Here is a 12,917-nt window from a genome sequence, read left to right as displayed (position 1 = left end):
TCTTCGCCCCTACTGAACATCCAGCTTAATCCAGCGCAAACGATTGGCGTTGCTGACGACCGTGACCGATGACATGGCCATGGCCGCGCCGGCAATCATTGGGTTGAGTAACAAGCCAAATAGCGGATACAGCAAACCGGCTGCAACCGGAATGCCGATGGTGTTATAAAAAAACGCACCCAACAGATTTTGCTTGATATTGGCCACCGTCAATGTCGACAGCGCCATCGCCTCGGACACCTTTAATAAGGAGCCTTGCAGCAACACAATGTCGGCGCTTTCGATAGCCACGTCGGTGCCGGTGCCAATCGCAAAACCGACATCCGCTTGCGCCAGGGCCGGCGCGTCGTTGATACCGTCACCGACCATGCCGACAATTTCGCCTTGCTGTTGCAAGGCTTTTACCACGGCGGCTTTGTCTTGTGGCAAGACTTGCGCTCGGACTTCGCTGATTCCGGCTTGCGCCGCTATCGCTTGCGCGGTGATCTCGTTGTCGCCCGTCACCATCAGCACGCGGATACCTTGCTTCCGTAATTGCCTCACCGCTGTGTCGGAATCGGGTTTAATCGGGTCTGCGACCGACACGATGCCAACCACCGAATTTTCGACGGCCAAAAACATTGGTGTCTGGCCTTTTGCCGCCAACTCGGCCATTTTATCGCGATGCTTGCTATCGTCGATGCCATGTTCCGCTAGCAACGCGGCATTACCGAACAAACATTGCCGATCCGCGATGCGGCCGGCGATACCGTGCCCGGCCACGGCCTGAAATTTTCTGACCTTCTCCAACTTAAGCTGTTTTTGTTCGGCAGCCGCCAGTATCGCTGCGGCCAAGGGATGTTCGGACCCCGATTCCAGACTGGCGGCATACTGCAACACCTGGGCTTCGTCGACATCGCCAAAAGCGATCACTTCAGCCAGACTGGGCTTACCGGCGGTGACGGTGCCGGTCTTATCCAGAATCAGGCAAGTCAGCTTGCCCGCGCTTTGCAAGGCTTCGCCCTTGCGGATCAATATACCGATTTGCGCGGCACGACCGACCGCGACCATCACCGAAATCGGCGTCGCCAAACCCAGCGCGCACGGGCAAGCGATTACCAATACCGTCATCGATGTGACAAACGCATAACCCAGAGCCGGGTCTGGGCCGATACTCAACCAAATTAAAAAAGTCAGTACCGATATGCCCACCACGGTGGGGACAAATACCGCGGAAATCTTGTCCGCCAGTTTGGCAATCGCCGGTTTGCTGTTCTGCGCTTGCCGCACACTTTGAATAATCTGCGCCAAAGCCGTATCACGGCCGATGCGGGTCGCGCTGAATAAAAAACTGCCTTGCTGATTAATCGTGCCGGCGGCGACACTGGCACCTTCGACTTTCTCAACCGGCATCGATTCGCCGGTGAGCATGGATTCGTCGATAGTCGAGTGGCCTTCCAGCACCACCCCGTCCACGGCGACTTTTTCGCCGGGTCTAACCCGTAAGATTTCGCCCAGACCGACTTGTTCGATAGGAATATCGATCTCCTGCCCTTCGCGCACCACGCGAGCGGTGCGGGGTTGCAAGCCAATCAATGCGCGTATCGCCGCCGAGGTTTTGCCCCGTGCGCGAGTTTCCAGCGCACTGCCCAGATTGATGAAGGCCAAAATCACCGCAGAGGCTTCGAAATAAGCATGCGCGGACAACGAAGGCAGCTGACTGGAATAATCGATGACAATACAGGAATACAACCACGCCGAACCGGTACCCAGCGCGATCAGGGTATCCATATTGGCTTGCTTAACGAGCAGCAATTTCAGCGCGCTGTGAAAAAAATGTCCGCCGGAATAAAACATCACCGCCAACGTCAGCAAGGCCACCTCGGACCAAAACACCGTGCCGGCGGCACTGCCCATGGCCGGAAACCAGTCCAGATGTGCGCCCAGCATCAAAGGCAGACCCAATGCGCCGGCCACGCCAGCTTTTCGCAGCAGGTCGCGATAACGCTCTTCTTCCTGCTTTTCCTCTTCACTCGGGTCTTCCAAGCCTTCCATCACCGCCGCATCGTAGCCGGCGGATTTTAAGGCCTGCTTCATGGCTTGATGATCGGGATCGCCGCCGACGGTAGCAGAGTGGTCGGCAAAATTGACGGTGACGGACGCAACCCCCGGCACCGATTGCAAGGCGGTTTCCACTGCGCTGACACAGCCGGCGCAACGCATGCCGAGTATGGAAAGGCGTATTTCCTGCTGCTGATTAGTCGATTGATCTAAAGTCATGACGATTCCCAAGCAATATCGTGTTGATCCGTAGGCAAACGCCGATGCGGTTTTATTCGACCTTGAAACCGGCGTCGATGATAACGTCTTCGATTTCGTCCAAGTCGGTTTGCGCCGGATCAAATTCAATCTCGACCCGTTTGTCTTTATGCGAAGCATGCACCGTCACCACACCGGCAATCGCCGATACTTTACTGACGATGCTGCTCTCGCAACCGCCGCATTTCATACCGCTTACTGTTAACGTTGCTGATTCGGACATGTTGATCTCCTTATGATTGAAATTAAGACTGGCCGGCCATTCTCGACTTAAACTGTTTGAACATGGTATAAGGCGCGACCTATTCGCATGATAGTGCAATGATCGGGAGCCCGTAAATAAATGACAGATTTTCTGATTGGCAGACAGCAAATTCTGGACCGCCATCTGGACACTTTCGCCTACGAGATTTTATTCAGGGGCAAAGATTTCGATCTCAGTTTGAAAGATGGTGCCGCCAACGCCACAAATCAAGTTATTACCGATACGCTGCTGGAAATCGGCCTGAACGAACTGGTCGGCCCCCACAAAGCCTTCATTAATTTCACCACGCAAAACATCCTAGACAAAACGCCGCTGCATCTGCCCAAAGAGCGTATCGTCATCGAAGTATTGGAAAGCGTTACTATCGATGACAACATTGTCGCCAACCTGAAAGAATTATCACAACTGGGCTATACCATCGCGCTGGACGACTTCGTCTTGTCCCCGGAGTGGCTGCCCTTGCTGGAGTTTGCCGATATTATCAAGCTGGATGTGATGGCCGACGGCCTGGACGGCACCCGGCAACTGATTGAACAGCTAAAACCCTATAAACTCAAATTGCTCGCGGAAAAAGTCGAAACGCATCAGGAGTTTGAAACCCTACGCGAATGGGGTTGCGAGCTGTTTCAAGGCTTTTTCTTCAGTAAACCCAATATTGTGGAAGGTAAACGGCTAGGCGTCAGCCAAACCGCCGCCATCCAATTACTGTCGGCCGTGAACAAGGCGGACGCCAGTTTTGCGGAAATCGGCAAGATTATCTCGCAAGACGTTGGGATGAGTTTTAAATTGCTACATTATTTAAATTCGGCGTTTTTCGGCTTGCCGCAAAAAATAGAATCCATTCAGCATGCCATAGCTTGCCTGGGACTGGTCGAGATCAAACGCTGGGTGAATATTCTGGCCTTATCTTCCATGTCCGGCAAACCGTCCTCGGTGCTGCAAAACGTGCTGATCCGCGCCAAAATGTGTGAATTAATAGCGCGAGAACTTAAAGACGATCAGGAACACTATTTTTTAATCGGCATGCTGTCGGGTTTGGACAGCCTGTTGGACATGCCGGCGAACAAAGTATTGGAACAATTGCCGCTGGCGGAAGATGTTGACGATGCCATTTTGAAATATCGCGGCAACGCTGGCGAAGCGTTACAATTCTGCATCGCCTACGAGCGCTGGGAGCCTGGCCTTGGCACCTTCCGCGGCATAAATCCCGAGTGTATCGCCAATATCTATCTGGAGAGCATAGACTGGTGGGCGACGCGCATTTTACCTTTCTTGGCCGCTTGAGCCATTTACCCCACCTACCGACATCATCATGAAACTGAGACTGACTTTATTCTGGCTAGGCTGTCTATTCGCGGCCCATCTTTACGCCACCGAACTAGGCGTGGTGACGGCAGAACAACTCATAAACATGCAGCAAAATCAGAATGCGCTGGTCGTGGATGTGCGTACCGCGCCGGAATGGCAAGCCACCGGCGTCATCGCCAACAGCCAAAAACTGGAATCCTTTGACGGCAACGGCTACTTCGACCAGGAAAAATGGCTGGCCAACTTGGAAAAACTGAAATCGTCGCCCGACCAACCAATCATTTTGGTTTGCCGTTCCGGGAATCGGAGCGGCAAGATCGGCCAAATCCTCACCGAACAGCTGGGTATGAAAAATGTCTATCATTTGTCTAACGGAATCCAGTCATGGATCAAAGACGGCCGCCCGGTTAAAGCCGATTGTTTGACTACCGCCTGTAAGTAACATGTCCCTGAACACGCTCAGTAACCAAACCATCGCGCTGGCCGGCATCGCCCAAGCCTGCTCCTTGGTGCATCAGCTTGCCGGCACCGGCACTTGTCCAAACGCCGCATTGGAAGCCAGCATCAGCAGTTTGCTGAAAATAGACGCGGACAGCGTGATTGATGTCTACGGCGGCTTGATCGGTATCGAACACGGCTTACAACAGCTCACGACCCAGCTCGGCAGCCGGGTGCTGGCCAGTCCGGAACAGGCCCGATACGCAGCACAGATTGTCTATTTGCAAAAACAGTTGAACAAACAGCCGGACATGCAAAAAACCATACAAGCCGGCGTCAGCAAGGCTCAAGCTCAAACCGAACATTTCGGCGTGCTGCATGAAAATGTGCTGGCCAATCTGGCCGATGTGTACCACAGCACCATCAGTACCCTGCAACCGCGGATCATGGTGCAAGGCGATCAGCAATATCTGGGCAACCAAAGTACTGTGAATAAAATACGCGCCTTACTGTTGGCTGGCATACGCGCCACTTTATTGTGGCGGCAATGCGGCGGCAGCCGTTGGAAGCTATTGTTCTTCCGCAAAAAAATCCAGGACGAAGCCCAGTTTTTACTCACCCAAATTTGACGCCAACATGCCGGAACTACCCGAGGTCGAGACCAGTCGGCGCGGCATAGCGCCGCATATTACCGGCAAAACCTTTAAAGCCGTGATTGTGCGTCACCCGCAGTTGCGTTGGCCGGTTCCTGAGTCCCTGACCACCGATTTGCCGGGCCAGCGTCTGGACGCTGTCGAGCGGCGCGGCAAATATTTATTACTCGGCACGGGGCGCGGCACGCTGATCCTGCATCTGGGCATGTCGGGGAATCTGCGCATCACCACACCCGAGCAAACGCTGCGCAAGCACGACCACATCGACTTCATTTTTGCCGACGATACGGTACTGCGCTTTAACGATCAGCGGCGCTTCGGCGCGGCCTTGTGGACTGCCGAAGATCCGATGTTGCATCCCTTGCTGGCCACGCTGGGGCCTGAACCGCTCTCCGCGGTATTCGACGCTAACTATTTGCGGCAGCGGGCGGCAAACCGCGCGGTGCCGATCAAATCATTGATTATGGACAGCCATGTCGTGGTGGGCGTGGGAAATATTTATGCCAGCGAAGCCTTGTTCTTAGCAGGCGTACAGCCGATGCGCTGCGCCGGAGAACTGGATACGCCGGCGTGCGAAGCGTTGGTGGCGGCGATCAAAACCGTATTGCAACAAGCCATCGATAAAGGGGGCACCACGTTGCGCGACTTTAGCAATGCCGAGGGCAAACCCGGTTATTTCAAACAATCCCTAAATGTGTACGGTCGCGGCGGACAAGCCTGCCTGCGCTGCGAGGAACCAATTCAGCAACTCAAAATAGGTCAACGAGCCAGCTACTATTGCGGCAATTGCCAACACTAAGCCCGTTAATGCCGCCAATCGAAAACGGCGGTTACGCGATTGCCGCAACCGTGGTAGCTCAGGCTGCTGCATAAAGTCTCCAGCATGATAATGCCGCGGCCGCAGTAAGCCTCATCACTCTTCCGCAAACCGATGCGCCGTCGCCAATCGAAGCCATTGCCGCTATCGACGACTTTAACGATCAAGCGGCCACCGTATTCGGTCGCATGATGGATAAACGATAAGCGGATTTTGCCGCGCTGTAGCTGTTGCAAGCGTTCGTCCTTCATCGCATAAAAGCGCATAAAGCCTTCCGGACTGCTCTTCAGAGCCGAATCCAAGCCCAGCACGCCATGGTCCAGCGCATTCGCGAACAATTCACTGACTATCATGAAAATATCCTGGCGATAATTCTGTAAACCCTGGATTTCCATGACGGTGTTGACCATGACCGGCACCGGATTGATCAGGCGCAAACTATCGATGTCAAATTCCAGTACCTGCTTCCAGGTCGTCGCGGCGGTCCGCTGCCGGGGAAGCCGGACTTCTCGCCGCCCCCAGGGCACGCTATCGACCGCACAGCTCAAAATAACCAGGGTATTGTCATCTTTCTGAATCGCACCGCCGGTGTGCGCTTCAAGGCTGGCCTGCAAATTTTTGATGGCGTCGGATTTACTTTGCCGGATAGCATTAAGAATGCGTTCCCCGCCGAAAAGCTCACCTTCAGCATTTTCCGCCTCAAAAATGCCATCCGTGAGCAGATATAAACGCTGATTCTCGCTTACCCGATGCAGTTGCTCTTCGATGTCAATCGAAGGCTGAATACCCAGCGGAATATTCAAAGAGCGTATCGCCAAAAAACTGTTGTCGGCATGATTGACTAAAAAATGCTCGGGTAGCCCGCAGGTAATGCTTTTCATCGACGACGACTCGGGATACAGCGCCACCACCGTCGCCGCCAAAAAGCGGTTGGCCGGCAACACCCGATACAGTTTGGCGTTAATTTCGGTAACGATTTCGTTAATATCGAAACCTTTCCGCGTCATGCCATAGAAAATATCCGCCAGCGGCGTAGCGGCTATCGATGCCGACAAACCGTGGCCGGTAAAATCGCCCAACAGCACATGCAAATGATTTTCCGGGGTTTTGGCAATCAACACCAAATCGCCGTTAAACAAGGCCATCGGCGACATCACCACTTCCACGGCTTCAGTTTCCAGAAAGTCGGCTTTTAACACGTCGTTGAACAGTTTGGCCGCGACTTCATGTTCCAGGTCGGAAGTCTGCCAATAATCGAGCAACAGCGTTTTTTGCGCGTGCTCGTGCTGATACAACATGCGCAGTTTTAACGACGACCGTATTTTTAACAGCAATAAATGCTGATTGACCGGTCGACAAATGACGGCGTCGATCTCAACCGCAGCGCAATGGTCCAGCAGCGTGTCGGTTAAATCATCGGCAATCAATATGATAGGCAGGTAGGAGTCGGCCGCATCGCGCATATCGGCTACCTGCCGCCAAGGCCAATCTCGACAGGCAATAATCAGTAAATCCACCGGCGCATTTGTCAGCAGCTCCATCACCTCTTCCACACTCGACGCCACCGCACAGCGAAAATCCTGCGCGCGCAGCACGCCTTGCAAACTATCTGCACTTGGCTTTGCTCCAGCATCCTCCAGCAAAACAACAGAGGTCTGAGCAGGCAGTGGAAATGAGTTCGGATGATTCATTCTGAAGAGTTTGCTCGCCGCTCGATGCACGCTTATTGATTTATAATTTGTGCTTCTTACACCATGCGACTGGCTATGACGATTTTATTTTTCTCGCTAAGAGGGGTACCCACGGACGAAGCGGACGATGTTCGGCAGTTACTGGCCGACAACGATATTGAATTTTACGAAACGTCAGCAGGCAACTGGGGCATTTCCATGCCGGCTATCTGGCTTTATCAACGCGATGACGTCGATAAAGCCAGACAATTATTCAACAAATACCAACAAGAACGCGCCCTAAACCAACGCGCACTGTACCGGCAATTGAAGGCGCAAGGCGAATACCAAGGCTTTTTCCGCCACAATCTGAACAAGCCCATCCGATTTCTCGGCTATAGCCTGCTCATAGTCCTGATTTTTTACGTCTCTTTGAAATGGTTGTTCGAGCTGGGCCTAGGCCTTTGAATTGTCGTTAGTTAGACTGCAATATCGTCAACATCCGTTGGGCGTGTTCCGCCACTTCTATACCCAGGTCGGTCAGATACCCGCCGTCATGCTGGGTAACCAAACCTTTGTCGAACAGACGTTGCGCCGCAGCAATCAATACCGGCTCAGCATTGCCATGCACCTTGACGCCTTCTTGTACGGACTCCAGATTGAACAAGGATAAAAATTTAATTTCCGCGACCAATTCTTCGGTTAAAAGCATGTGTTACACCCTTTGTAATAATTATTAATCTTCGCTGACCGTCGTAGTCAGCCAACTGTATACGCGCTTTACAAGCAAATCGTAATCTTGTTGATAGCCGTGATCCTCGCCATCCATTCTTATCTGCCGATACACCGGATTATCTTTACCGGCCATACGCCGTTGCCGGGCGCTATTGAGCACTGCCGGTAAATCAAACTCGGCATAGACATCCAAAAAAGGCAATTGCACTTTTTTAATCAAATCGAGGCTTTGCGCCTGTGTTGCAGTGGTTTGCGGCACGGGCAAACTAATCGATACCAGCGCCGTCACGTCATTGGGTTTATCGGCAAGCCTGGACGCGGCCATCAAAGCGCCCATGCCGTAGCCGACAATTGCGATATGTTTCGCACCGTTTTTCAGCAGATGCTCGACAGCCGCATCAATCCGTCCACGTGCTTCCTCGAACAGCGGGTAATAGTCTTCAGCCTGCGCGCCGCTTTCCCTGATAGGCATTTGTAAGGCAAGCGTCGCCCAATTATGCATCGGCAACGTGGTTCGCAAGCGATGAATCAAGGGCTTGGCATCGGGATGTTCGCCCATATCGTGCAGTACGATTGCCACTTGGCTGTTGTCGGTCTTTTCGGCTTCCGTAAAGAGCGCCAGAAAGGTCTTGTCGGCGGATTTCAACCAAGTCGCCTGCCCCACGGGCAATTGTTGCTGAATAGCCGCAGCAAAGTCCTGCTCTCTGCGGCTATCGGTCGCAAACACCGATGTCGAAACTAGCAATAATGCCGTAAATAACGACGCATTGCGCATAGCCAACACTAACCTTTGCTGTAAAAACCGCTAAAGGTATAACGCTCATGGATATGCCGCAACAGCACCATAATCACCGACGCCACCGGCAAGGCCAACAAGACGCCTAAAAACCCGAACAGCTGACCACCCGCCAGTACAGCAAACATCACTGCTACGGGATGTAAACCGATTTTGTTTCCGACCAACCACGGCGTCAACAGCATGCCTTCCATGCTCTGACCCACCGCAAAAACGATCAACACCGGCAGTAAATGCATCGCATCCTGAAATTGCAGCAAGGCCGCGATGCAGGCAAAGACGATACCGGTTATAGCGCCCATATACGGCACGAAACTGACCAAGCCGGCCAGCATGCCGATCACCAAGGCCAGTTCCAGATCCACCAACCATAAGCCGACGCTGTAAATCACGCCCAGCGCCAGCATCACGTAAAACTGGCCGCGCATGAACGCACCCAACACCACGTCGGCCTCGCCGGCCAATTTGGCGACAGTGCCGGCAACGCGGCGTGGAAACAAATCGTGGATTCGCGCCACTAAGTCGTCCCAATCGCGCAGTAAATAGAAGGTAATCACCGGAATCAAAACCAGATTCATCACCCAACCAACGATCACCGCACCGGAATGGGAGACCGATTGAATCAGGTTCTCGGCAACGCCGTCGCCGTCTTGCCAATGACTCTTGATCAGATTAATCAATTGATCTTCGCGCAACGGTCTAATCGTGCGTCCCAGATATTTTTGCAAAACCGGCACGACCGATTTGTTTATCCAGTTTAAATAAGACGGCAGTTTGTCGATGAATTCGCTGATTTGATATTCCAGGGCAGGAATGATGACGATCAGCAGCGCCGCTATCGAAAAAATGATGCCGGAAAACACCACCATGACCGCCAGCGTCCGATTTAAACGCCAACCACGGAATTGCAAAGTTTCCAGCCTATCCACAACAGGATCGCCTAGGTAAGCGAGAATGGCCGCAAACGCAAAAGGCATCAGCACCGGCGCCAACACATACAATAGGCCGCCGAAAGCCAGTATAAAAGCCAGTACAAACCATTTTTGCGAATCGTTCATCTCTACCATCATGCGACCTTATTGCTTGGATTGTTTACGGGCTTTCCAAACTTCCAGCACTATCGGCAAGATCGAAATCAGCACGATGCCTAACACCACTAACTCAAAGTTTTTCTTCACCAGCGGAATATTGCCGAAGAAATAGCCGGCAAACACGCAAATTAACACCCATGCCACTCCGCCGATAATGTTATACAAAATGAAAGTGCTGTAAGGCATTTTCCCTATCCCGGCCACGAACGGCGCAAAGGTGCGCACGATAGGCACAAAGCGCGCCAGTACGATAGTTTTGCCGCCGTAGGTATCGTAGAACGCCTGGGCGCGGTCAAGATGTTCGCGGTTTACCCAACTGAGCGAATAGGCGCGTTGACCAATGCTGCGGCCTATCCAATAGTTGACGGTATCGCCCAGCACCGCCGCAGCTCCCAAGACGCCGAGCAATATCGGCAAATTGAAAGCATCCATTGCCACGAAGGCACCGGCGGCAAACAACAGGGAGTCACCGGGCAAAAACGGCATCACTACGAAACCGGTCTCGACAAAAATCACTAAAAACAAAATGGCATAGGTCAGCGTACCGTAGTCGCTGATGATATTGGCCAAATGTTTATCGATGTGCAGCAGAATGTCGGTCAAATAGTGTAGCCAGTCCATGTTTTACTCGTTTGGTTGAAAAATCTCGGTCAATAATATCTGCTACTAATGACAACTTTTCGGCGCGCTAGAAGAAATAAGCCGCTACTGCCCCGCTTATCAGAGCAAGTGCCGCCGCCAGCAACCATACCCACAGTTTAGGCTTACCGGATTTTTGCTCGTAAGGCACGCCTTCGATGCGCGCATTCACTGCTTTCAATTTACCGCCCGTATCACGGGCGACTTCATAAAACAACACATCGCCGCGCACCGGACGGCGAGCCATGCCTTTTAAAGAGGAAATATGTACAAAAATATCTTTGTCGCCGTTATCCGGCTGAATAAAGCCAAAACCTCTATCGTCTTTCCAGGTTTTTAAAACACCTTTCAGGATGGTCGTATCCGCCATCTTTTCACCTCTAGTTAATTATTATTTTTGTGTATTTTGTCTGAAAAATCCCGAAAACATAAAACCCGGCCTGGGCGCTTTTGATCGATTACGCCGCCTGACTTTGCGATTCCCGGTAAACCTGGCATCCGCTACTACGATGCGTTAGCTGTTTTACCAGCCAACGTGCCTGGCAAACGGCAGACGGTATTGCCGGTTCTGTTTGGATGGTTAATTTGCGAAGAAGACGACGACCACACCCGGCGTCGATATTCATAAAAGCACTGACAAATCGGCTAACGAAATCTTTCACCGCTAACCGATCAATGGGAGACAAGGCGACGTTTCCAGCTATCGCGCAAAACGCCGCCTTTGATTAAAATTTCTTGTCAATCAAAACCTTATCATCGATAACCAGCTTCGACACGCCTCCCAATGCCAAATGCAGGGTGCAGGATGCGGTTTTGAAGTTAGAGTCTTTCTCGCCTACCCATTCCATCGTGACATAGGTCGTTTTATCGGTATCGGTTTTGGACGGGAAATACACTTGGGTACCGGTTTTGTTTTCGATCAATTTCGGACATTTTTGGTTAGCCATTTCCTGCATGGCTACCAACGTGCGGATTTGCGCAGCGGCCTCTTTTTCCTCGTTGGATTGATCCTTGCTGACACCCACCAAGATAAAACCGGCTACAAACACCCCCACCACAGCGATCATCAATTTCTGTGTTTCACCCATTGTTGCTCTCCTCTGTTTTGTAGTTATTTTTTCGGCGAATCCGAATTGTTACCCTTCGGATTCTATGCCAATCGACCGGTATCGGCAATGCGCCTGACAAAAGCCTTACTGCGGATCCACCTGCGCAATCCAATCGCCTAAATTATAGTAGTTGGTGATGCGCGCGACTTTACCGTCGCGAATATCGAAAAACGCGCCGGCCGGCAAACGATAAGTTTGGCCGTTGGCTTCCGGCAGACCTTCGTCGGTATTCAGATATTCGCCCAATACCACAAACTCCGCTGCGCCGCGGGTGCCGTCTTCGTTAGCCATGATCACCATATCCACCAACTGTTCTTTGTAGTGGTGATTCATTTTTTTCATGAACTCGCCGAAAGCGGCCTTGCCTTGCTCGCGGTCGCCCTGGTTGATGTCATGTACCACATCGTCGGTCAACAAGCTCAGAAAGGTATCCATGTCGCCGCTGTTGAATGCTTGATAGTACTGTTCGATAAGTTTTTTTGCTTGTTGCATAGTGGTATTGGTGCCTGGATTAAAAACCGGCAATTCTGCCAGAAGCCCGGTTTTTTTTCAGCTTAAAATTCCACGCCCTGCTCGGCTTTGATGCCTGCGGCAAAAGCGTGTTTGATTCGGGTCATCTCGGTGACCGTGTCGGCTGCTTCGATGACTTCCGGTGCCGCATTGCGGCCGGTCATCACCAAGTGTAGCCAGGTGGGTTTATCGTTTTTGATGAAATCGGCGATTTCCTGGCCGCTGATCCAACCATAGCCGCAGCAGTAATTGATTTCGTCGAGGATTACCAAATCAAACTCTTCGGAGAGAATTTTTTGTTTGGCAAACTCCCAAATTTCCCGGCTGGTTTTAATATCTTGTTCCGGATTCTTGGTATCCCAGGTAAAACCATCGCCCAAGGCATGCCACTCGATTTCTTCGAATCGCGTCGCCGCCCGTTGCTCGCCGGTTTGCCACTGGCCTTTGATGAATTGAATCACGCAGACCTTCATGCCCCACCCGGCGGCGCGGAATACCATGCCAAACGCACTTGAGGACTTCCCCTTACCTTCGCCGGTGTGTACCAGTACGACACCGTGCCTTCTATCTCTGGTTTTCATTAATTAT

16 protein-coding genes are annotated in these 12,917 nt (G+C 52.2%); 5 read left to right on the top strand and 11 right to left on the bottom strand.

Features of this window, described 5'->3' with window-relative positions; translation table 11 throughout:
- Positions 1-9: 9 nt before the first annotated feature.
- Together ACWAU0_RS14040 and ACWAU0_RS14035 are read right to left on the bottom strand one after the other, a co-directional pair.
- On the bottom strand, positions 10-2,259 hold the full coding sequence (locus tag ACWAU0_RS14040) for a heavy metal translocating P-type ATPase (RefSeq protein ID WP_458137039.1): 2,250 nt from the start codon (positions 2,257-2,259) through the stop codon (positions 10-12).
- Positions 2,260-2,311: 52 nt separating this feature from the next.
- Positions 2,312-2,521, bottom strand: coding sequence for a heavy-metal-associated domain-containing protein (locus ACWAU0_RS14035; RefSeq protein WP_458137038.1), 210 nt, complete (start codon positions 2,519-2,521; stop codon positions 2,312-2,314).
- A gap of 120 nt (positions 2,522-2,641) precedes the next feature.
- Here ACWAU0_RS14035 and ACWAU0_RS14030 point away from each other — a divergent pair, with 120 nt between their 5' ends.
- From ACWAU0_RS14030 to mutM, 4 genes are read left to right on the top strand one after another with little or no spacing between them, the layout of a single operon-like run.
- The gene (locus ACWAU0_RS14030) at positions 2,642-3,847 is read left to right on the top strand and encodes an EAL and HDOD domain-containing protein (RefSeq protein ID WP_445368490.1); all 1,206 of its coding nucleotides are present in this window, start codon (positions 2,642-2,644) and stop codon (positions 3,845-3,847) included.
- A gap of 28 nt (positions 3,848-3,875) precedes the next feature.
- Positions 3,876-4,313, top strand: coding sequence for a rhodanese-like domain-containing protein (locus ACWAU0_RS14025; RefSeq protein ID WP_458137037.1), 438 nt, complete (start codon positions 3,876-3,878; stop codon positions 4,311-4,313).
- 1 nt (position 4,314) lies between these two features.
- Entirely contained in the window at positions 4,315-4,938 is a 624-nt protein-coding gene (hflD, locus tag ACWAU0_RS14020) for a high frequency lysogenization protein HflD (protein WP_171695979.1), read from the top strand.
- Positions 4,939-4,945: 7 nt separating this feature from the next.
- Positions 4,946-5,761 (top strand): bifunctional DNA-formamidopyrimidine glycosylase/DNA-(apurinic or apyrimidinic site) lyase, encoded by an 816-nt coding sequence (gene mutM, locus ACWAU0_RS14015; RefSeq protein ID WP_458137036.1) that lies wholly within the window; start codon positions 4,946-4,948, stop codon positions 5,759-5,761.
- A 5-nt stretch (positions 5,762-5,766) separates the two neighbouring features.
- Here the strand turns inward: mutM and ACWAU0_RS14010 are convergent, their stop codons facing one another.
- Complete coding sequence (locus tag ACWAU0_RS14010) at positions 5,767-7,470, bottom strand: ATP-binding SpoIIE family protein phosphatase (RefSeq protein ID WP_458137035.1); 1,704 nt, start codon at positions 7,468-7,470, stop codon at positions 5,767-5,769.
- A 75-nt stretch (positions 7,471-7,545) separates the two neighbouring features.
- Between ACWAU0_RS14010 and ACWAU0_RS14005 the strand changes: the two genes are divergently transcribed.
- The gene (locus ACWAU0_RS14005) at positions 7,546-7,917 is read left to right on the top strand and encodes a DUF6164 family protein (RefSeq protein WP_458137034.1); all 372 of its coding nucleotides are present in this window, start codon (positions 7,546-7,548) and stop codon (positions 7,915-7,917) included.
- Positions 7,918-7,924: 7 nt separating this feature from the next.
- On the opposite strand, the gene ACWAU0_RS14000 is transcribed toward ACWAU0_RS14005, so the two are convergent.
- The 8 genes from ACWAU0_RS14000 to cobO all read right to left on the bottom strand — a co-directional run bounded on the left by ACWAU0_RS14000 (position 7,925) and on the right by cobO (position 12,910).
- A complete protein-coding gene (locus ACWAU0_RS14000; RefSeq protein ID WP_171695983.1) occupies positions 7,925-8,161 on the bottom strand; it encodes a TIGR02647 family protein in 237 nt (78 codons plus the stop codon).
- A 24-nt stretch (positions 8,162-8,185) separates the two neighbouring features.
- Complete coding sequence (locus ACWAU0_RS13995; RefSeq protein WP_458137033.1) at positions 8,186-8,959, bottom strand: DUF3530 family protein; 774 nt, start codon at positions 8,957-8,959, stop codon at positions 8,186-8,188.
- Positions 8,960-8,967: 8 nt separating this feature from the next.
- Positions 8,968-10,050 (bottom strand): AI-2E family transporter, encoded by a 1,083-nt coding sequence (locus ACWAU0_RS13990; protein ID WP_084153206.1) that lies wholly within the window; start codon positions 10,048-10,050, stop codon positions 8,968-8,970.
- A 6-nt stretch (positions 10,051-10,056) separates the two neighbouring features.
- Positions 10,057-10,692: a DedA family protein gene (locus tag ACWAU0_RS13985; protein ID WP_033155414.1), complete on the bottom strand. Its 636-nt coding sequence runs from the start codon at positions 10,690-10,692 to the stop codon at positions 10,057-10,059.
- Positions 10,693-10,759: 67 nt separating this feature from the next.
- The gene (locus tag ACWAU0_RS13980) at positions 10,760-11,080 is read right to left on the bottom strand and encodes a cold shock domain-containing protein (protein ID WP_051669653.1); all 321 of its coding nucleotides are present in this window, start codon (positions 11,078-11,080) and stop codon (positions 10,760-10,762) included.
- Between the two features lie 355 nt (positions 11,081-11,435).
- Complete coding sequence (locus tag ACWAU0_RS13975; RefSeq protein ID WP_033155415.1) at positions 11,436-11,798, bottom strand: hypothetical protein; 363 nt, start codon at positions 11,796-11,798, stop codon at positions 11,436-11,438.
- 105 nt (positions 11,799-11,903) lie between these two features.
- Positions 11,904-12,311: a ketosteroid isomerase-related protein gene (locus ACWAU0_RS13970; RefSeq protein WP_064007374.1), complete on the bottom strand. Its 408-nt coding sequence runs from the start codon at positions 12,309-12,311 to the stop codon at positions 11,904-11,906.
- A 62-nt stretch (positions 12,312-12,373) separates the two neighbouring features.
- A complete protein-coding gene (gene cobO / locus ACWAU0_RS13965) occupies positions 12,374-12,910 on the bottom strand; it encodes a cob(I)yrinic acid a,c-diamide adenosyltransferase (protein WP_033155417.1) in 537 nt (178 codons plus the stop codon).
- Positions 12,911-12,917: the final 7 nt, after the last annotated feature.

The sequence above is a fragment of the Methylomonas sp. Uni0009 genome, from assembly GCF_054188105.3.
The sequence above is the reverse complement of the archived record's forward strand: the minus strand, read 5'-3'. Positions and strand labels throughout refer to the sequence as shown.